The 19720-nt window shown below is 38.9% G+C and carries 18 protein-coding genes; 1 reads left to right on the top strand and 17 read right to left on the bottom strand.

From position 1 onward, the window contains the following. Positions 1-54 precede the first annotated feature (54 nt). From murD to AC1VNJ_RS03085, 13 genes are all read right to left on the bottom strand, one after another. Complete coding sequence (gene murD, locus AC1VNJ_RS03145; protein ID WP_028411474.1) at positions 55-1404, bottom strand: UDP-N-acetylmuramoyl-L-alanine--D-glutamate ligase; 1350 nt, start codon at positions 1402-1404, stop codon at positions 55-57. Further along, the gene (gene mraY / locus AC1VNJ_RS03140) at positions 1405-2379 is read right to left on the bottom strand and encodes a phospho-N-acetylmuramoyl-pentapeptide-transferase (protein WP_013058961.1); all 975 of its coding nucleotides are present in this window, start codon (positions 2377-2379) and stop codon (positions 1405-1407) included. Between the two features lie 61 nt (positions 2380-2440). Next, positions 2441-3904 (bottom strand): UDP-N-acetylmuramoyl-L-alanyl-D-glutamate--2,6-diaminopimelate ligase, encoded by a 1464-nt coding sequence (locus tag AC1VNJ_RS03135; RefSeq protein ID WP_482640301.1) that lies wholly within the window; start codon positions 3902-3904, stop codon positions 2441-2443. Positions 3905-4115: 211 nt separating this feature from the next. Then, a complete protein-coding gene (locus AC1VNJ_RS03130) occupies positions 4116-6032 on the bottom strand; it encodes a stage V sporulation protein D (RefSeq protein WP_482640300.1) in 1917 nt (638 codons plus the stop codon). Between the two features lie 69 nt (positions 6033-6101). Then, positions 6102-8360, bottom strand: coding sequence for a penicillin-binding protein (locus AC1VNJ_RS03125; RefSeq protein WP_028411476.1), 2259 nt, complete (start codon positions 8358-8360; stop codon positions 6102-6104). Between the two features lie 5 nt (positions 8361-8365). Beyond that, entirely contained in the window at positions 8366-8725 is a 360-nt protein-coding gene (gene ftsL, locus AC1VNJ_RS03120) for a cell division protein FtsL (protein WP_028410764.1), read from the bottom strand. Between the two features lie 33 nt (positions 8726-8758). Beyond that, a complete protein-coding gene (rsmH, locus tag AC1VNJ_RS03115) occupies positions 8759-9694 on the bottom strand; it encodes a 16S rRNA (cytosine(1402)-N(4))-methyltransferase RsmH (RefSeq protein WP_028411477.1) in 936 nt (311 codons plus the stop codon). A gap of 334 nt (positions 9695-10028) precedes the next feature. Further along, positions 10029-11654 carry a bacillithiol biosynthesis cysteine-adding enzyme BshC gene (gene bshC, locus AC1VNJ_RS03110; RefSeq protein ID WP_033579763.1) on the bottom strand — a complete coding sequence of 542 codons (1626 nt, stop codon included), beginning with the start codon at positions 11652-11654 and terminating at the stop codon, positions 10029-10031. A gap of 90 nt (positions 11655-11744) precedes the next feature. Continuing rightward, the gene (locus AC1VNJ_RS03105; protein WP_482640299.1) at positions 11745-12128 is read right to left on the bottom strand and encodes a DUF3397 domain-containing protein; all 384 of its coding nucleotides are present in this window, start codon (positions 12126-12128) and stop codon (positions 11745-11747) included. 1 nt (position 12129) lies between these two features. After that, on the bottom strand, positions 12130-13011 hold the full coding sequence (locus AC1VNJ_RS03100) for a 2-dehydropantoate 2-reductase (protein WP_034265299.1): 882 nt from the start codon (positions 13009-13011) through the stop codon (positions 12130-12132). A 158-nt stretch (positions 13012-13169) separates the two neighbouring features. Then, on the bottom strand, positions 13170-14711 hold the full coding sequence (locus AC1VNJ_RS03095) for an acyl-CoA carboxylase subunit beta (RefSeq protein ID WP_049166164.1): 1542 nt from the start codon (positions 14709-14711) through the stop codon (positions 13170-13172). Positions 14712-14730: 19 nt separating this feature from the next. Then, positions 14731-14943, bottom strand: coding sequence for a biotin/lipoyl-containing protein (locus AC1VNJ_RS03090; protein ID WP_033579761.1), 213 nt, complete (start codon positions 14941-14943; stop codon positions 14731-14733). Continuing rightward, positions 14940-16292 carry an acetyl-CoA carboxylase biotin carboxylase subunit gene (locus AC1VNJ_RS03085; protein WP_033579760.1) on the bottom strand — a complete coding sequence of 451 codons (1353 nt, stop codon included), beginning with the start codon at positions 16290-16292 and terminating at the stop codon, positions 14940-14942. The genes AC1VNJ_RS03090 and AC1VNJ_RS03085 overlap by 4 nt, the downstream gene beginning before the upstream one ends. A 313-nt stretch (positions 16293-16605) precedes the next feature. Here AC1VNJ_RS03085 and AC1VNJ_RS03080 point away from each other — a divergent pair, with 313 nt between their 5' ends. After that, positions 16606-17076: an N-acetyltransferase gene (locus tag AC1VNJ_RS03080; RefSeq protein ID WP_013058973.1), complete on the top strand. Its 471-nt coding sequence runs from the start codon at positions 16606-16608 to the stop codon at positions 17074-17076. Positions 17077-17157: 81 nt separating this feature from the next. On the opposite strand, the gene AC1VNJ_RS03075 is transcribed toward AC1VNJ_RS03080, so the two are convergent. The 4 genes from AC1VNJ_RS03075 to AC1VNJ_RS03060 all read right to left on the bottom strand — a co-directional run bounded on the left by AC1VNJ_RS03075 (position 17158) and on the right by AC1VNJ_RS03060 (position 19633). Next, a complete protein-coding gene (locus AC1VNJ_RS03075) occupies positions 17158-17760 on the bottom strand; it encodes an RsfA family transcriptional regulator (RefSeq protein WP_028411482.1) in 603 nt (200 codons plus the stop codon). 178 nt (positions 17761-17938) lie between these two features. Next, on the bottom strand, positions 17939-18706 hold the full coding sequence (locus AC1VNJ_RS03070) for an enoyl-CoA hydratase/isomerase family protein (protein WP_028411483.1): 768 nt from the start codon (positions 18704-18706) through the stop codon (positions 17939-17941). Between the two features lie 169 nt (positions 18707-18875). Continuing rightward, complete coding sequence (rpmF, locus tag AC1VNJ_RS03065; RefSeq protein WP_013058976.1) at positions 18876-19049, bottom strand: 50S ribosomal protein L32; 174 nt, start codon at positions 19047-19049, stop codon at positions 18876-18878. A gap of 65 nt (positions 19050-19114) precedes the next feature. Further along, entirely contained in the window at positions 19115-19633 is a 519-nt protein-coding gene (locus AC1VNJ_RS03060) for a YceD family protein (RefSeq protein WP_014458367.1), read from the bottom strand. Positions 19634-19720: the final 87 nt, after the last annotated feature.

Here is a 19720-nt window from a genome sequence, read left to right as displayed (position 1 = left end):
CACCTCTAAAAATAGATTAGGGCTAGTGTATTTTCTAGGTGTTTAGACAAGCCCTTATTTCAGTTTATGCACAGATTCAATAAAGATGTCACCACGTTCTTCAAAAGTTTTAAATTGATCCCAGCTTGCACAAGCAGGAGATAATAAAATAACATCTTCTTCATCTGAACAAGCATATGCTTCTGAAACTGCTTGTTTAACATTATCGACACGTTTTACAATTTGTATTCCCTCTTCTTTGGCTACGCGTTCAATTTTAGGAGCCGTTTCACCAAACGTAATAACAGCTTTCACATTTTTAAACTCTTCTTTTAAATCATCAAACTCATTGCCGCGATCGAGTCCGCCTGCAAGTAGAATCGTCGGCTGTGAAAAAGCGGAAAGAGCTACTTTTGTAGCAAGCATATTTGTAGCTTTAGAGTCATTATAAAACTTACGTTTGTTGATTGTCGTGACATATTGAACGCGGTGTTTAACACCAGCAAACGTTGTGAGCACGGAGTAGATAGCTTCATTTGAACAGCCGTACAGCTTCACAACGGATACAGCTGCTAAAATATTTTCTTGATTATGTTTGCCTGGCAGCACCACATCTTTTAACGACATCACTTCTTCATCTTTAAAGAAAATCGTTTCGTTTTTAATATACGCTCCTTCTGTCGTTTGAGCTGTAACAGAAAAAGGTACTTTTGTCGCTTTAATATTTGCACTAGCTTTCATCACTAGCTCATCATCCGCATTAATAACGGCAAAGTCTTCACTTGTTTGATTGTTAAAGAGATTTGCTTTCGCTTTGATATATTCCTCTTTTGTACCATGATAGTCTAAGTGAGCATCAAACAAATTCAATAATAAAGAGATTTTCGGACGGAATTTTTCAATTCCCATCAGCTGAAAAGAAGAAAGCTCCGTTACAATTACATTGTCCTTTGTTGCTTTTTGCGCCACTTCACAAGCTACTGTTCCAATATTTCCAGCAATCAACGGCTGCTTTTGATCTTCTTCTAACATTTTATAAATGAGCGTTGTTGTTGTTGTCTTCCCATTGCTTCCCGTAATTCCGATAAAAGGAGCTTCGCTAATTTCATAAGCTAATTCTACCTCTGTTAAAATCGGAATATGTCGCTTTAATGCTTCTTGCAATAGAACATTTGAATACGGAATCCCAGGGTTTTTTACAATAACGTCCGCTTTGTCTAAAAGCTCAAGCGGATGATGTCCACAGACAACTTCAATGCCCGTTTTTTCTAATTCCTGTGCTGCTGCGTTCTCTTCGTACGGTTTTTGATCATTAACGACTACTTTAGCACCAAGCTGTTTAACTAACTGAGCGGCTGCTAAACCGCTCTTGGCTAATCCTAAAATAAGTACTTGTTTACCTTGATACGTATTGACTGATTTCATTTAAATCCACACCTCGATATAAATTCCAAGCATTGCAAATAATAGTCCTACAGCCCAAAAAGTCATAACTACGCGCCATTCCGACCAGCCGCTTAGCTCGTAATGGTGATGAAGCGGGCTCATTTTAAACACACGTTTTCCTGTTGTTTTGAAAGATGCGACTTGAATAATAACAGATAATGTTTCAATAACAAACACACCACCGATAATAACAAGCAAGAATTCCATTTTCATTAAGACAGCCACCGTAGCGATAGCTCCTCCTAGCGCTAAAGAACCCGTATCTCCCATAAATACTTTTGCAGGATGGGCATTAAAAACTAAAAATCCTAACACAGCTCCTACTACAGCAACTGAGAAAATAGATAGTTCAAACTGCTCTGCATTCCAGGCGAGAACTGCAAATGCACCAAAAGCAATCGCACTTGTACCAGATACAAGTCCGTCTAATCCATCCGTTAAGTTGACCGCGTTTGAAAAACCAACAAGCCAGATGATGAGGAAAACAACATAAAACCAACCTAAATCGATTGGGTCTTTAATTCCTGGAATCGTCACTTCAGTTGAAAACTCAAACTGTCTTGCAATAAAGTAAAAAATAATTGAAATGACAACCTGACCTAAAAACTTTTGTTTAGATGTTAATCCAAGGTTACGCTTTAACACTACTTTTATAAAATCATCTAAAAATCCTAATAAACCAAATCCGATTGTGACAAATAATAATAGAAACGTCTTATATGTAAGTTCTGCATATTGATTGACCATAATAAGAGTTGCCACAATAATAGATAATAAAATCATGATACCGCCCATTGTAGGTGTACCTGATTTTTTCTGGTGAGATTTCGGGCCTTCATCACGAATACTTTGACCAAACTTTAATCTTCTTAAGAAGGGAATAAAAATCGGCGACAATACAACCGTAATCAAAAAGGCTACGCCGATTGTCAATAAAATTGATTGTTCTAGCACGATGTCCCCTCCTTAACTTCTAACTCATTCCGACTCATTTTGTTCTCTACCCATTTCATTACTACTTTCGCTCCTCAATCATTTTGCGTGCTACTTCTCGATCGTCAAAATCGAATACTTTTTTACCAATAATTTGATAGGTCTCGTGCCCTTTTCCAGCAATGACAATAACATCATCTGCATGCGCTGTTTCCACTGCATAGCGAATAGCTTCTGCACGATCAGCAATCGTCACATAGTTATCTGTATCCAAACCTTCTTCCATATCTTTTAAAATAGCCAATGGATCTTCACTTCGTGGATTATCAGATGTCAAAATAGCTTGTGTACTGTATTCAGCTGCAATCCGAGCCATGATTGGTCGTTTTGTACGATCTCGATCTCCGCCACAACCAACAATAACATATATATTGCGTTTTGCGAATTCTTTTACAGTTTTTAACACGTTCTCTAAGCTGTCCGGCGTGTGGGCATAATCCACGATAACCGTAAAATCTTGCTGCGCATCAACCACTTCAAAACGCCCAGACACACCTTCTAACACTTTTATTTCCTCGACAATAACTGACAGAGGGAGACCAGATACTAAACATGTAGCCGTAGCCGCTAATACGTTGTAGACGCTAAATTTCCCAATAAGCTTCATTTCTACAGAAACCGTTTCTGTCGGTGTTGTCAAATCGAACGTTGTGCCGCTGTTTGTAATTTGAATATTCGTTGCACGAATATCACTTTCACGGTCAATACCGTACGTAATCACTGTAGCAGCCGTGTTTTTAATATATTCCTCGGTTGCCGCATCATCGACATTAAGAACAGCAAATTTAGGACGAGTATGGTTATAAGCATTTCCTAACTGTGCAAATAGCAACCCTTTCGCACGACGATAATCTTCCATTGTATGATGATAGTCGAGGTGATCTTGCGTTAAGTTACTAAATACCGCCACGTCAAAGTCGCACCCGTGTACGCGTCCTAAGTCAAGCGCGTGAGATGATACTTCCATCATCGCTACTTCTACATTCTCTTCCACCATTTGATTAAATGTTTTTTGAAGAGTCAGCGATTCAGGCGTTGTGTTTTTCACATCATAAGACGTATCACCAATACGAATTTCAATCGTTCCAATTAGACCCGTCTTTTTATGCTGTGATTTAAAGATATGCTCAATTAAATGTGTAATCGTTGTTTTTCCATTTGTGCCTGTTACACCAATTAAATGCATTTTTTGTGTGGGCTGATTGTAGAAAGCATCCGCCAGCACTGCCATTGCTCGCTTTGTACTCTTCACGCGTACAACGGGCACTTCTACATCCACAGGCTTTTCTGCTAAGATTGCTACTGCCCCTTTTTCCACAGCCATCTGTGCAAAGCTATGACCATCAACCGTATAGCCGTCTATACAAATGAACAATGCTCCGGGCTTAACTTCTCTTGAATCCATTTCAATTGACGTAATATCAATATTCTGTTCAGGAAGCTGAACAAAATCATGTAAATGTGTTAGTAGTTCTCGTAAATCCATTCCTACCATGTCCTCTCTATTTGTAAAGTGAAACGTTTGTTATAAGACGCTATGGCAACTATTCTTCTTTTTCTAGCACCTAACCTATTACATTTTACAGAAAAAGAAGCCCGGAGGGAACACCCCCAAGGCTTATTTGTTGATTTCATGTTCACACGCAGCGTAACCTGCTGATTATCATGCAAGGAAGAATAATAGTTTATAGAGATTTTTATTTTCCCATATAAATTCTAACCGTTTCGCCTTCTTTAACTTTCGTTCCGGCTGCAGGAGACTGCTTGACCACTTTATCTCCTTCGCCACTCACATCTAATTTTAAATTAAGTAGCTGTTCTTGTAACTCTTTTTTTGACATTCCTACGACATTTGGTACTTTTATCATTGGTGTGTCCAGCCACGTTAACTCTTTTTCAATTTGTCCTTTACGCGGTTTAACGTCCATCACACGCAAACTGTCTTCAATCATTTTACCTACAATCGGAGCTGCTACCACTCCACCAAACTGAATGGTGCCCTTTGGATTATCAACCGCAACATACACGACAATTTCAGGGTTATCTGCTGGTGCAACACCGATAAAAGAAACGATGTGATTATTTTTTAAATACTTTCCATTTTGAGCTTTCTGCGCCGTACCCGTCTTTCCTCCAACGCGGTACCCTTCCACAAAAGCTCCTTTTCCGCTTCCTTGCGCGACTACACTTTCAAGAGCAAAACGCACTTGCTTAGACGTTTCCTCGGAAATAACTTTTCGCTTAGCAACCGGTTTATGACTGCTTACAACTTTTCCGGTAGTTGGATCCACCCACTCTTTTGCAATATAAGGTTCATAAAGCGTTCCACCGTTTACGGCTGCTGAAACAGCAGCTACTTGTTGAATAGGAGTAACAGCAACCCCTTGCCCAAAAGCTGTTGTAGCTTGTTCAACCGGACCCACGCGCTCAAGCGGGAACAAAATTCCTTTTGCTTCCCCTTGTAAATCAATACCTGTTTTTTGACCAAAGCCAAATTCTTTAATGTATTTGAACAATTTCTCTTTTCCTAAACGTTCCCCAAGCTCCACAAAACCAGGGTTACATGAGTTCTGTACAACTTCTAAAAAAGACTGCTGTCCGTGTCCGCCTTTTTTCCAGCAGCGAAGTCTCGCTCCTCCAACTTCCGCGGCTCCATCATCGTAGAATTGATCTTTTAGTAAATCCACTTTCTTTTCTTCAAGAGCAGCTGCCAGTGTAATAATCTTAAACGTTGATCCGGGCTCATATACGCTCCAGATTGGAAGATTGCGATTATACACCTCAGGCTTCACATTTTTAAAATCCGTCGGATCAAAGCCCGGACGACTTGACATACCTAAAATTTCACCGGTTTTAGGATTCATGGCAATGGCAATCATACCATCTGGATTATAAGCTGTCTGAGCATTATCCAACTCACGCTCCATGATTGTTTGCACACGTGAATCAATGGTCAATCTCAAATCGAGCCCGTCCACAGGCGCTGTGTAGTCATCGGCTATATTGGGCATCTTTTTACCTTTAGCATCAGAATACAATTTAACTGAACCTTTTTGTCCTTTTAGCTCTTTATCATAATATAATTCAAGGCCCGTTAACCCTTGATTATCTACTCCCGCAAAGCCTAATACATGCGACAAATAACTTCCAAACGGATAGTACCGCTTCGAATCCTCAGCTATATATACGCCTTTTAAATTTAAATTTCGCACTTCATTTGCTTTCGCATGTGAAATTTTTCTTCCTTCAGGACGCAAATATACGCTAGAAGAAGCTTTTGTTATTTGTTCATATATTTTTTCTTTTGATGCTCCCAGCACTTTTGCTAACTTTTCAGCCGTAACAGCTGGATTTTCAACTTGTCTTGGCATAACTAAAACGGTCGGTGCACTTTTATTTGTAGCAAGTGCCACATCATTGCGATCTAGTATCTTTCCTCTTTCAGGTTCAAAAGGAATATTCCGACTCCATAAGTCTTTGGCTTTTTCAGTTAGCGTATCCCCAGTCAGCAACTGTACATATCCAAGCCTTGTATCAATAATCAAAAACACAATAAAACCGACAAACAAAACAATGGCTAGCCTTTTACGAACTGTGACTCCTGATACCCGCATATATTAGAACCTCCTCTGAATCGGCTCGTTCCAATATATGCTTGTACAGGATTCACTAGAACTTATTTTCTAGTCAAGTTGCTTATCGTCTTTTTTACTGTCAGATTCACTTTTTTCCGTTTCTTTTAGCTTATTTAACGTGCTTGAAAATTCTTTAGGCGTTTCAAGTTCCACTTTCAGGTACGTTCCTGCTTTTAGCGGATCTCCTGCTTTAATACTTTGACTTACAACATAACCATTTTCAAGTGCGCTAGGTCGAACGTTGACAAATTCACTAAAGCGAATAACGTCACGATGTGAAAAACCTGTTAAATCAGGCATTGTGGCTTTTCCGTTTGTCTTAATGAACACGCGTTGACCAGTGACAATGGTATCAGAAGTCGGTGATTGGCTTTCTACCGTATCTCCTTTACCTATTACAACAGGAACAAGCCCTTTTTGTTTTAAGTCTTTCACGGTACTATCAACTGATTCATTAACGTAAGATTTAAGCTTGATTTCTGAATCCACTTTCTTTTCTTTCGTTTCTTTTCCGTCTTCATCCGTTTTTTGAGGCTCCACTCCTAAATACTGCAGACTATTTTTCATCACCGGATTAAATACAGCTGTAAGCGGCGCAGTACCCGTTTCTTGAGGCGTGAGAGTTGGATTTTTAACGGCTACATAGACAAGGAGCTTTGGATCCTTAGCAGGTGCAAAGCCCATAAAGGAAATGAAATTTTTCCCGTGTCCATGCAGGTAACCTCCGGTAGGCCCAGGAATTTGAGCTGTTCCCGTCTTTCCAGCGACATCGTATCCTTCAATCGCGTAAGGTTTGCCTGTTCCATCATCAGAAGAAACAACGGTTTCTAAAATACCTAGCGTTTCGTTCGCTGCTTTTTTAGAAATAGGCTGGCCTACTACGGTAGGTTTTGTTTTCTTAATTGTTTTCTTATTTGTTTCATCGACTACTTGTTTAATCACGTAAGGCTTCATCATTTTCCCGTCATTTGCAATCGCAGTAGCCGCTTGAATTTCTTGAATAGGCGTAAAAGCAGACGCCTGTCCAAACGCAGTGGTTACGCGGTCTCTCGGGTACTTCGTCACTAACTTGCTAGAAGCTTCGTTTGGCAAGTCAATTCCCGTCTTATCCATAAAGCCAAACTTGTCCAAGTATTTATACAAACGGTCGGTACCTAATTTTTCGTTGGCTAAAATGGCAACCGCTACATTTGAAGACCTTTGAATTCCTTCATTAAATGTAATAGCTCCCCAGCCGACTCCGCCGTTGTGATCGTTAATTGGAACGCTGTTTTTCGTTACTTTATAAGATCCCGACTGATAGCGGTCTTCGCCGTTATAAACGCCTGCATCAATCGCGGCTGCTAGCGTAAAGATTTTCATCGTTGAACCAAGCTCATAGCTGTTTTCAACAAACGGATTGCGATAAGAAGTGATATCACGAATATTTGGATCAAATGAAGGTCGGTTTGACATCGCCAAAATTTCACCGGTTTTCGGATTCACTACCGTTGCCATTAGCTCTTCTGGTTTATATTCTTTAGCAGCAGCTGTCATCGCATCCTCTAAAAACGTTTGAATTTTTTCATCAATCGTAAGCGTAACGCTGTCTCCGTTTTTAGGAGCTACAATTGACTCTTTTGGATCCGGAAGCTTAATTCCGTTTTTAGCAGCTTCGTATTTCACATATCCATCTTCTTCAGAAAGCTGCTTATCAAATACTTTTTCAATTCCCATTTTCCCTACGATTTTACCCGTATCATCCTTTTGTGCATATCCTAAAATACTTGAGGCAAATACACCGTTTGGATAGAAGCGCTTCGAATCGCGTAAAAACGTGATGCCCGGGAGATTTAGCTTCTCAATTTTTTGCTTTAGCACGTTATCAATATCACGTCCGCCTGGGCCAAGTTCTACTTGGAAGGTACCACGTTTAATTCCTCTCGTTAACATGCTTTCAATTTTCGATTCGTCCATCTTCAACAATGGGGCTAATTTTTGAGCCGTCTTTTCTGGGTCTACCACATGTTGCGGGTGATCTTTATCTTTTGTTTGTTTTTTATCTAAAATCGCCACAACCGTATAAGCACCCGTGTCTTGGGCGATTGCTTCTCCATTTCGATCGTAAATCGTACCGCGCTGTCCTTCAATTTTAGACGTTCGCGTATGCTGTTTTTGTGCAATTTCGGCTAAAGCTTCTCCGTCTGCTTTGCCCGTCGCTTGGATGTAAAAGAACCTGATGGCTAATACAAAAAAGAGCAATGCAAATATTAAAATTAATATTGCTGCTCCTGTACTAATATTGCTATTTTTTCTTGGCGTAGTCATCGCAATTAATCGTTAACGACTTTTACGTTATTTTCATTCAATTTTAGTCCAAGTTCTTTTGCTTTTGTCCAAATACGATCGTATGCACTTAACTCTGTTACCTGTAATTTTAACTCATTGTTTTTTGCTTCTTGCTTGTCAATCTTTCCATCGAGTGATTGCACTTCTTCACTGATGCTATAAAGCGAAGATTGATTTGAAATGATTTGCACAGACCCAAACAGCATGAGTGCGACAAACCCAGAATACACAATTTTTTCACCAACCGTGATTTTTCTTTTTGTCTTTCGAACAACTTGACGTACCGTCTTTTGCTGCTTCTGCTGCTGGTCTTGCTCTCTTACTTTGTATGCTGCATTGTTCATTCTCGTCCCCTCCTCTTTGATTAAACCCTTTTATTAGACTAATTTCTCAACAATTCGAAGCTTTGCCGAACGCGCGCGCTTATTTTCTTCTACCTCTTCTTCTGAAGGTAAAATAGGTTTTCTTGTAATGACTTTCATTTTAGGTTTAAATTCTTCTGGAATAACCGGCAGTCCATGAGGAAGCTGCGGAACCGTGCTTGCATTTTTAAACGCTACTTTACAAATTCGGTCTTCAAGTGAATGGAAGGTAATAACACTTACACGTCCACCTTTTTTGATTACATCCATGGCCTGTTCAATTGCATCTTCAAATACTTGAAGCTCATCATTTACAGCAATTCGAATAGCCTGGAAAATCCGTTTTGCCGGATGTCCGCCCGTTCGTCTAGCTGGCGCTGGAATACCATCTTTAATAAGATCAACCAGCTCTAGCGTTGTTTCAATTGGTTTAGACTCTCGATATGCCTCAATTTTGCGGGCAATTTGTTTCGAAAACTTTTCTTCTCCATATTGGAAAAAGATTTTTACAAGTTTTTCATAAGGCCATTCATTTACTACGTTGTACGCAGAAAACTTTGAGTTTTGATCCATGCGCATATCAAGCGGGGCCTCATGATGAAAGCTGAACCCTCGCTCTGGTGTATCCAACTGAGGAGACGAGACGCCTAGGTCAAACAATACTCCATCTACTTCTTCAATTCCATGTTTCATTAGCTGCTCTTTTAAATAGCGAAAATTACTTTTGATTAGAATAACTCTGTCTAGATACGGGGCTAATTTTTCTTTTGCATTTTCAAGAGCAACATCGTCTTGATCAAACGCAATTAATTTCCCTTTTTCTGATAGCTGTTTTACGATATATTCACTATGACCTGCTCCGCCAAGCGTGCAGTCGACATATACTCCATCCGGCTTAATATTTAAGCCTTCCGCTGCTTCTTTAAGCAAAACAGTTGTGTGATTAAACATTATGACACCTACTTCTTTCTAAACTACTTAGTTATGTATACAAAAAGCAAAAAACGGTGTTTTTCTTTGATATATATACACGTTTATATTATATATCAAAGTTCAACATTATTTCAGCTATTTATATAAGAATTAAGTAGAATTTTGTCTTTTTGTCACAAATAGTGTCATTTTGTTAAAAGTAGGACATATTCGTAGAATAAAATGTAAGGAATATAAGGTTTTTTTGTGTAATTAGAAATAAATACCTTATAAGGATTCAATTGGCTGACATTCACCTTGTAAACTTGTTCTCTTTTTCAAAATAAAAATCCTGCTTTTCAGCAGGATTTTATTAGACATAATAGACTTTTAACTGGTGATTTAATTCGACTTCAGCACTTAGTAAATCTGACACAAATTGCATACCATAGCCGTTTAAATAATACATAATATTCCACATGCGTTCTTGTGGAGCATTGTAGGGACGAAGAGCAAGTTCAATTTGAGCATATTTTGAATGCTTCACATCGTGCTTAATGAGCTGTTTGGATTCGACAATCTTTTGAATGGTTTCAAACTGCTTTTGAATAATCGCTCGATTTTTAAGCATGACTTCATCAAATGTTTTGTCTTCTTTTTGAATATTTTCACGAAGAGTTTTATGAATTTTTTCAAAATCTTCTTTCGCTTTTTCAAAATACATTTCGTACGGGTTGTGAACTTCTGTCTTAAGCCAGTGCTCCCTCTCTGCATCTACGCCTTTGTTAATGACATTCGAAAGGTCTAACTGAAGTTCATCCATATACTTCTCGATATGTCTTTCTACGATTGCATAGGATAACCTCGGAACCACGGGAGGCATTTTAAAGCTAAATAAAGAAAATGCTTTTTCAAGCTCTGCCCAATACGCTACTTCCCCTGGACCTGCAATAAACGCAAGGGTAGGAAGTAAGTACTCCTGCATAAGGGGTCTAGTCACAACGTTATTACTAAGAAGCTCTGGCGTTTGTTTAGCAATTTGAACCAGCTCTTCTTTAGACAGCGCGAGTTCATTTTGCTTTCCAACAAACTGCTCTTGCTCTGCGTCTCTTTCTAAAAGTACTCTGTTTTCGTTGTGTGAATAAAAGAGATGGGCCGTTTCTTCTCCCACTTCAATCATTCGTCCGTATTGTTTTTGAATCTCTGTTTGCTGTTCCATAACGGCTGACGATAATTTGTCATTTTGTTCAATTAACGTCACAAAGAAAGAAGATTCAATGCTGCGCACTTCTCTAGAAGCTGCATCCATTAAAATAAGACCTGACTCTGCAAACAATGTGGTAACCAAATGAGCAAAGAAATCGACATAGGTACGTGATTTATCTAACGCCTCTAAAACAAAGTGTAACACCTGATTTGTATGCGCCGTTTCGTTAAACGTTTGAAAAACATCACGAACCCAGCTTCTACAGGCTTCATGATCTAATTCGATTTGAGAAACCATTTGCTTTTTCTTTAAAGAATGCTTTAACGTTTTCTTTAAAAGCTGGTTTTTATGCTCTGTGTATACATGGTTGATCTCAGCAAAATCATGATCTTCTCCAGCAATCCAAAATACCGGAAGCACGGGCACGTTTAGAGCTGCCTCTTGTTGTTTAGCTAGCAGCACAATTGAAATCACTTTATGAATGGTGTACAAAGGACCCGTAAGCAGCCCCGCTTGCTGACCTCCAACGACCACTACGCTGTTAGGATCTTTTAGCTTTTCAATATTTTCAATCGTCTTAGAAGATGCTCCGTAGCGCTTATTAAAATCAAGCAGATACTCAGCAAGCTGTTCTCTTGGATAAGACTGCTTTTGAACGTCCGCTAAACGTTTTTCATATACGTCTTTTTCGTGTATATTATAATGAAAAAAGGAAAGTGCTTGCTTTTCACCTTTTATGTAATCGTTCGTTAGTTTGTTTCCCGCCTTTAAAGAGACGTCTGTAATCTCCATGAAAGAACTTCCTTTCTTTTCCTAATACTTATATTCTCTACATATAGCTTCATTATCCATAATGTAACTGCTCACGTCTAGTAACATGCTTTACAGAGAGGAAATACGAAAAGCGATTCCACCTATATTTAACACAATATGTGCAATAAGAAACAAAACGAAATTCATCCGAAAGAACCCTTTCGCAATAAGCTTCATTTCTAAGTCATGTTTGACTTTCCAATGTACAAACATCATAATCATTGCCACAACTAAAAGGACTAACGCAATCAACCACAAAAAAGAGTGCCCGAAAATTTCCAGAGCTGCATAATGCACGGACAAAATAAGAAAAACCGTAGTAATGTACGTTGCTATGTGGACAGATTTCCTTTTATTTTTCGTCAGTTTGCGTAAAAGCATGTATAGAATAAAAAAACCGACGAGCGGCAGAGTGACAAACGTCGCAAAAACGCCAGCAATAAAACTTCCCATGTTACTCACCCTTTTCTTCTTCGATTCCTTTTATTGACCTATATAAAAAGTCAACAATAGGCGTCGACGTTCTTTTTTCAGCAGCTTGTGTTTGGATATAACCTAAGATAGCATCAATCTCGGTTTGCCGCCCCTCCTGTATATCTTTTAGCATAGAAGATTGATTGGTACTCGTGCGCGAACAAACCCCCAGCGCATTTTCCCAATAATTAAAAGCTGAATCTAGTTTTAATACATCCGCAATCTCTTCAAACAATAGGCGCATCGTTTTATAAAAATAGCTGTTGTGAATCAGCTGCCCATTTTTCACGCGATACAGCGCCGTAAGAGGATTAATGAGCGCATTTACAACTAATTTCTTCACCAGCATCGCATACCAATCTTTTTCAATTACCCAAGGAAAATTCACAATTGGTAAGATAGACTCCATTTCTCCTCTGTACGAAGCAATACGGGTTGTTCCTATTCCTGTATGATGGACGCTATCCATATTTGTACGCATTGCCCCATGTTCAACTGTACCCAAATAGAGAGTGCGCTGCGGGAGGTTTTTGAGAATTTCAATATGGCTCATACCGTTTTGAATAAACAAAAGGGGAGTATGTATAGTAAGGGTTTTAATAAAAGGAATAATCTCTTTTAAATGATACTGTTTTACAGTAATAATGATTAAATCTGCTTCTTTTATGTTTTTTTCCAGAGGGATAGCACTGACTTTTTTCGTGTGATGTTCCCCTTGTCTATGTAAGGTAATTCCATTTTCGTTAATACACTTTGCTTGAGTTGGTGTTTTCGTGTACAAGGTTACATCATAACAATCTGATAAATACGCGCTAAACAACAGACCTAATGATCCGCCTCCAATAATACCTATAGTTTTCATCGTATTTTTTGTTCCTCTTTCTATTATTGAGTTTCATTTTAGCAAAAAAATGCTTTGAATTAAATGCATTCTTTAAATTTTACCTATTCATATAGCCCGTGTGATTAAAAATCACCGGGCTTATTGTAAATTATTTAGAGTGATCCCGTTTTTTTCTATTATACGGGATACACCGGATGTTTACGACGGCTAAAGGTCACATTCTTTGTTTCATATAAGCGAAAGCGGTCAATTAACGTTCGACGCAGTTCGTTAGCAGGAACGATGTCGTCAATAATAAGTTCAGATGCCAGCGTATAGATATCGATGTGTTCTTTATACTCTTGCTGTTTCTGTTTAACAAACATGAACCGCTCTTTCGGATCTTCAATTTCATTAATTTTATTAGAATAGACGGCATTTACTGCAGCTTCAGGACCCATTACGGCAATTTGAGCAGTAGGCAATGCAATGCAGCAATCTGGTTCAAAAGCCGGACCAGCCATAGCGTAAAGCCCTGCGCCATAAGCTTTACGCATGACTACGGAAATTTTAGGAACTGTAGCTGAACTCATCGCTGCAATTAATTTGGCTCCATGTCTAATGATGCCAGCTCTTTCTACTTTGGTTCCAATCATAAATCCAGGCACGTCAGCTAAAAACAGCAAAGGAATATGGAATGCATCGCACAATTGAATAAATTTTGCGCCTTTATCTGCTGAATCTACAAACAGCACTCCCCCTTTAACTTTTGGCTGATTAGCAACAATCCCTACTACTTTTCCATCTATTCGTGCAAGCCCTGTTACCAATTCGGCGGCAAACAGTTTTTTTATTTCAAAAAAGCTCCCCTCGTCAATAAGGGTATCAATTGCTTCATAGATATCAAATGGAACATTTTGATTCTCCGGAATTAGTTCTATTAAATCTTTTGTCTGCTTAGGCTCTTTAGCTTTTTGTACTTTAGGCTTCTCTTGATAGTTTTGTGGAAAGTACGTTAAATAAGATTTGGCATACGAAATAGCTTCTTCTTCAGAATAAGCCAGCACATCCCCGCACCCGCTAACGCTGCAGTGCATATGTGCTCCTCCCATTTCTTCTAGCGTAACCTTTTCTCCAATAACGGCTTCCGCCATACGCGGCGACCCTAAGTACATAGAAGCGTTCCCATCTACCATCACAACAATATCACAAAATGCAGGGATATAAGCCCCTCCAGCTGCTGACGGACCGAAAAGCAAACAAATTTGAGGAATGACGCCGGAAAGTTTTACTTGATTGTGAAAGATCCTTCCAGCTCCTCGGCGGTTTGGAAACATATCTAATTGATCCGTAATACGCGCTCCAGCAGAATCCACTAGGTACAGTAAAGGCACATGCAGTTTTTCTGCAACTTCTTGAATCCGAATAATTTTTTCTACTGTTCTAGCTCCCCAAGACCCTGCTTTTACAGTAGAATCATTAGCCATTACACAAACCGTTTCACCGTTTACTTTTCCAATCGCAGTTACAACACCGTCTGCCGGCAACCCTTCGGCTTTATTATTTGCAAACATGCCGTCTTCTTCATATTTCCCGTCATCGAATAAAAGGGCTAAACGATCTCTTACAAAAAGCTTCTGTTGTTTTGCAAGTTTCTCTTTGTACTTTTCAGCGTTGCCCCGCTCTACTTTTTGACGGTTTTCATCATATTTTTTCTGAGATTCACCTGTATGTATCATGATATCTCCCCTTTATGAGTTATGAAATAGTCACCAAAACGTCGCCTTCGTTCACAAAATCCCCCACGGCTATATGGACAGTCTCTGCAATACCAGCTTGATCGCTTTCAATAGGAATTTCCATTTTCATAGATTCTAATACAACAACAACTTCTCCTTTAGTTACACTTGCTCCTTGCTGAACAAACACATTAAATACCATGCCTGCCATTGTCGCTTTGATTTCACTCATTGTGGTGCTCCTCCTTTATTTAATACTGTTGATAATAACGATGTGTTATAGGTGCCCTTTTCATATAACTCTTCATTTAACAACTGCTTAAATAGAGGAATATTTGTTTTGATTCCCTCTACAACAGCTTCTGTAAAATATGATTTAGCTAGTTCAATTGCATTTGAACGCGTACGACCAGTAATGATAACCTTTGCAATCATTGGATCATAAAAAGGTGTAACCGCATTCATATCACTGTAGCCGCTATCTACGCGCGCGTAGGTTCGCTCCGGCAAGTGATAACCCGTAATTTTCCCCGGAGCCGGTAAAAAAGTAAACGGATCTTCTGCATAAATTCGAAATTCAATGGCGTAGTTATTTGCTGCTATTTCCTCTTGCATACGAGGAAGCTTTTCACCGCGCGCAGCTAAGATCTGCCACTTAACTAAATCGACCCCTGCAATTTGCTCGGTGATCGGATGCTCAACTTGCAGCCGCGTGTTCATTTCAAGAAAATAAAAATTTTCGTCTTCATCCACGATAAACTCCACCGTACCCGCATTATAATAGCCGATTGCTTTAGCCGCTTGAACGGCTTGGTTTTGCATGGCTTGTCGCGTACTTTCTTTTAAAGAAAGCGCAGGGGCTTCTTCAATCACTTTTTGATTTCTTCTTTGTACAGAACAATCGCGTTCAAAAAGATGAACGACATTACCATGCTGATCTCCAAAGACCTGTACCTCGATATGTTTTGCGTTTGTGATAAGCTTTTCAATAAACATTCCTTCATGACCAAAATATGCTTTTGCTCTTGCTTTTGTTGAGGCATATACTTGTTTTACTGCTTCTTCGTTATCGCAGCGCACCATTCCAATTCCTCCGCCGCCTCCGCTTGCTTTTAACATAACGGGATATCCAATTACCCCCGCTACTTTACAAGCCTCTTCAACCGACGTCACATCACCTTCGCTGCCGGGGACAACAGGTACACCCGCTTCTTTCATCGCAGCGCGGGCAGCAATTTTGTCGCCCATCATCGAAATGATTTCGGGAGAAGGACCGATAAAACAAAAACCTTCATCAATCGCTCTTTTAGCAAATGCACTATTTTCCGATAAAAATCCATATCCAGGATGAATGGCGTCTACTTTTTCTTCATGACTAATTCTAAGCAGCTCTTCCACATTCAAATATGACTTTTGCACAGGAGGCTCTCCAATTCGACGTGCTTTTGTAGCCGCTTGAACATAAGGAAGTTCTGCATCTGCATCGGAATAGACAGCCACCGTTTCAATGCCCATTTGTTTGCATGTATGAATAATACGAAGAGCAATTTCTCCTCGATTTGCAATCAGTATTTTTTTCACCTTTCTCTCCCCTTTCCTCAAATTTCTACTTTCCCCCATATAATTCTACAATAATTTTAAAACTCCTCTACAATTTTTGAAAACGCTTTCTATTTGAATTCTGTTTCCCTTTTGCCTCCTTTCTAAAAAGTGATGTTTATAGTAATGTATTCTTCGTGTTTAACCGAAAGAATTCATTTTTCTTTGTGCGCATTGAATATTCGTTCACCAATCACGAAAACAGAATATTTTGTATTTTTGTTATATAATATTAGATGAACGAACCAATCCAGTTCGTTCATCTAGCAAGGAGACATAACAAGGGGGATATGGGATGAATTACGAAGTGAAGCATTTAAAAATTAATTTTAAAACGCTAGAAGAGTTCAAGAAATTCAAAGAATATGGCATTCAAGAACTTTCAATGCTAGAAGAATTACATGCCAAGATTTCCGATAATGAAATAAATTCTCCGTTTTACGGCATTTATTTTGGAAATAGCTTAGTGGCTCGCATGAGTCTCTATAAACGAAACAAACAGTACGATCAATATTTCGAGCCGCCTCAAACGTATATTGAAGTGTGGAAACTTGAAGTGCTCAGCGATTTTCAGCGCAAAGGATTAGGTCAAACGCTCGTTGAATATGCCAAATCCTTTCAATTACCTATCAAAACAAGCCCGCGAGTAAAATCGAGTGATTTTTGGTCAAAAATGGGGTTCGTACCTGTAACGTATGATATCGATCGGGATTTGGGAGAAAACCCTCTTATTTGGCTACCAAACGGTGTAAGCGAACAAAAATAAACAGCTGATTTCCAGCTGTTTATTTTATATCTATGTGGTATATATGATTAACATGAAGTAGGGAGCATTCAAGCTATCGCTTTACTTTTGAACTTTTTCTAAATTTAAATTTTTATCCACTTGAAATTTCACTTTTCTACTTTTTTCATCCTCTTTTAATACAACCATTTTACGAGCCCTCTCCATAATTTCAATAAGAGCTTTATAGTCATCTTCCACAATTAACAAATTGTTTTGCAAAGCTTTTTTTTCTTTTTCCAAAATCGTTACTTTCTCTTGTAAACGTTCAATCTTTTGCTGCAGTTCTTCATTAGCTTCGAGAAGCTCCGACGAGTGTTTTTGCCCTTGATCTACATTTTCTAAATACTTAATTACCTCATTAAGCGAAATATGTTTCTCTGCTTCCATATATGATAAGCGTGCAGGCTGCTCGTCGTCTTTTGAAACAGTTCTTGCTTTTAATTCTTTTCTCTGTTTTTTCGCAAGGTCAATACCAGTCTTGTATTGTTTGCGCACAAAAGAATTCCAGCGGAAGCCACAAGCTGCTGATGTTCGTGTAAGTTTCTTCCCCACTTCTTCAAATGCAGCTAGCTGAGTGCCACCTTCACGTATATGACGCAGTACAATTTCTGCGAGTAATAAATCTTCATCATGAGTCCATGCATCTTGACGAGAAGAAGTCATTTTTCTATCCCTCCTTATCCGTACTTATTAAATGAATATGCACCTACTAGATAAGATAGACTATTGTTCCTCTTCTCAATCAAGAAAATCTTTCATATACTTTGAAGCAAAATGGGAAATCCGTGATTCTTTCATCTTTTGCTTATTAACTATATTACTATGGAAATGCAGTTCATAACTATGTTTTTTTAACGATGACCTTTTGAACCGCTTCTTCATGTTCAGGCGATTCCCACAATATCGAACAGCGATGAATTTCTTGTTCCATTCGATTCCAAACCCGGCTTTGCTCCCATTTCTCAATAGCGATTTCTTTGTAAGCTTGCAATACTTGGGTCGATTTATGAGTAATAGGAGCTAACCACTCCTCACACCTCATAGTTAGCTCTTTAAACGACGTAACATAGGAAAGAAATCCAATTTGCTTTGCTCGTTCTACTCCATACAGCTGAGCACTGTAGATCATTTCCATCGCTTCTTGATACCGCAGCTTTTCAAGAAGAATGGTTCCTCCTCCCCAGCCTGTTGTAATTCCTAAATTCCCTTGAATAAAGCCCATTTCGCTATGTGTTGCACTTATACGGAAGTCACATGCAATCGCAAGCTCACACCCCCCCCCAACCGATGTTCCATTCAAAAGGGCAACTGTTGGTTTTGGGAGCGTTAAAATTTCATAAAGAATTCTCCCCATTTTCGTTAACATTTGAGACGCCTCTTTCGAAGTCTTTAGCTCATGAAATACGCTTAAATCTCCTCCACTGCAAAATGCGTCTGAACCAGCACCTGTAATTACAAAAGCTTTTACTAACTGATTATGTTTCACATAATCTACAGCTTGCTGCAGTTCATTCATCACATCATAATCAATGGCATTACGCTTTTCAGGGCGATTAATCACAAATGTAGCAATGCCTTGGCTTGTAGTAAACAGCTCGCTTTTTTTCATGCTTTTTCCTCCTTATGGACAAGGTATGAATCCTTTTACAACAGTAATTGTTTATTTAAAAAGAGTTCTTGTTCTATAAGAAAAATCCTTCTCTTCCAAAGGGCAGAGAAGGAAAAAAGGCAAAAAAAATAAAAGACCCTTTAAGAGGGTCTTTTATTTAAATAAGCAATTATTTGCTTACTACGTCATTTCCTTTGTAAGTACCACAAGCTTTACATACGCGGTGTGATAGTTTCATTTCACCACAATTTGGGCACTCTACCATACCAGGAACTTGTAATTTAAAGTGCGTACGACGCGTTCTTTTCTTCATTTTAGATGTTCTTCTAAAAGGTACAGCCATTATTCCCACCTCCTTAAAAGAATTTTAAAATCATATGAAGGCCCGAAAGCCGGATCTTCGCATTTTTATTTCTTTTTGTCTTTAAAGAAATTTTCGAGTACGGCTAAGCGGGGATCTACTTTTTCCTGCTGTTCTTCTTCGGTAACAACTTCCCAGTCTTTTCCTGACTGTGGAGCTGCTCCTGCCGCTTGCTGATTTTCACTAAATACCTGCAGAGGAATTTCAACAATAATTAACTCTTGAATCAAAGGTTGTAAATCAACCGTTTCTCCCTCTACAATGCGTACTTCAGCATCTTCTTCATAATCAGCATTCACATTCAATAAAAACGTTTCAGTTGCGTTAATTTCAAACGGATACGGAACGTCAACTAATGTACGAGCACAAGGCAACGTCATTTCTCCTGAAATTTTAAGGTGAAACGTTACTTTCGAAGAGCTAATGTCGGCTCTTCCTTTCACGTTTACATCTGACATTCTACGAATTTGAGGATCAGCATTCATAAACTCTTTGCCGTCAATCACTTCGTCAAATGTTAGACCTTTATTTTGCAGCTGATACAATTGATGTATTGTCCATTTCATTGTTAATCACCTCAAGGCAACAAAGGTTATTATAGCTTTCACAAGATTATTTGTCAATATTTTTTCTTTACACTATAATGTACTTAA

It is taken from the genome of Priestia sp. 3CA3, assembly GCF_056836725.1.
The sequence above is the reverse complement of the archived record's forward strand: the minus strand, read 5'-3'. Positions and strand labels throughout refer to the sequence as shown.

What these genes read in the sequence shown, in the direction of transcription:
- AC1VNJ_RS03060 (WP_014458367.1), bottom strand. Translation starts at nt 19,633, where the DNA reads ATGAAATGGACAATACATCAATTGTATCAGCTGCAAAATAAAGGTCTA.
- ftsL (WP_028410764.1), bottom strand. Translation starts at nt 8,725, where the DNA reads ATGAACAATGCAGCATACAAAGTAAGAGAGCAAGACCAGCAGCAGAAG.
- rpmF (WP_013058976.1), bottom strand. Translation starts at nt 19,049, where the DNA reads ATGGCTGTACCTTTTAGAAGAACATCTAAAATGAAGAAAAGAACGCGT.
- AC1VNJ_RS03125 (WP_028411476.1), bottom strand. Translation starts at nt 8,360, where the DNA reads ATGACTACGCCAAGAAAAAATAGCAATATTAGTACAGGAGCAGCAATA.
- AC1VNJ_RS03075 (WP_028411482.1), bottom strand. Translation starts at nt 17,760, where the DNA reads ATGACTTCTTCTCGTCAAGATGCATGGACTCATGATGAAGATTTATTA.
- AC1VNJ_RS03090 (WP_033579761.1), bottom strand. Translation starts at nt 14,943, where the DNA reads ATGAGTGAAATCAAAGCGACAATGGCAGGCATGGTATTTAATGTGTTT.
- AC1VNJ_RS03080 (WP_013058973.1), top strand. Translation starts at nt 16,606, where the DNA reads ATGAATTACGAAGTGAAGCATTTAAAAATTAATTTTAAAACGCTAGAA.
- AC1VNJ_RS03105 (WP_482640299.1), bottom strand. Translation starts at nt 12,128, where the DNA reads ATGGGAAGTTTTATTGCTGGCGTTTTTGCGACGTTTGTCACTCTGCCG.
- AC1VNJ_RS03130 (WP_482640300.1), bottom strand. Translation starts at nt 6,032, where the DNA reads ATGCGGGTATCAGGAGTCACAGTTCGTAAAAGGCTAGCCATTGTTTTG.
- AC1VNJ_RS03070 (WP_028411483.1), bottom strand. Translation starts at nt 18,706, where the DNA reads ATGAAAAAAAGCGAGCTGTTTACTACAAGCCAAGGCATTGCTACATTT.
- rsmH (WP_028411477.1), bottom strand. Translation starts at nt 9,694, where the DNA reads ATGTTTAATCACACAACTGTTTTGCTTAAAGAAGCAGCGGAAGGCTTA.
- bshC (WP_033579763.1), bottom strand. Translation starts at nt 11,654, where the DNA reads ATGGAGATTACAGACGTCTCTTTAAAGGCGGGAAACAAACTAACGAAC.
- AC1VNJ_RS03095 (WP_049166164.1), bottom strand. Translation starts at nt 14,711, where the DNA reads ATGATACATACAGGTGAATCTCAGAAAAAATATGATGAAAACCGTCAA.
- AC1VNJ_RS03100 (WP_034265299.1), bottom strand. Translation starts at nt 13,011, where the DNA reads ATGAAAACTATAGGTATTATTGGAGGCGGATCATTAGGTCTGTTGTTT.
- AC1VNJ_RS03135 (WP_482640301.1), bottom strand. Translation starts at nt 3,904, where the DNA reads ATGGATTTACGAGAACTACTAACACATTTACATGATTTTGTTCAGCTT.
- murD (WP_028411474.1), bottom strand. Translation starts at nt 1,404, where the DNA reads ATGAAATCAGTCAATACGTATCAAGGTAAACAAGTACTTATTTTAGGA.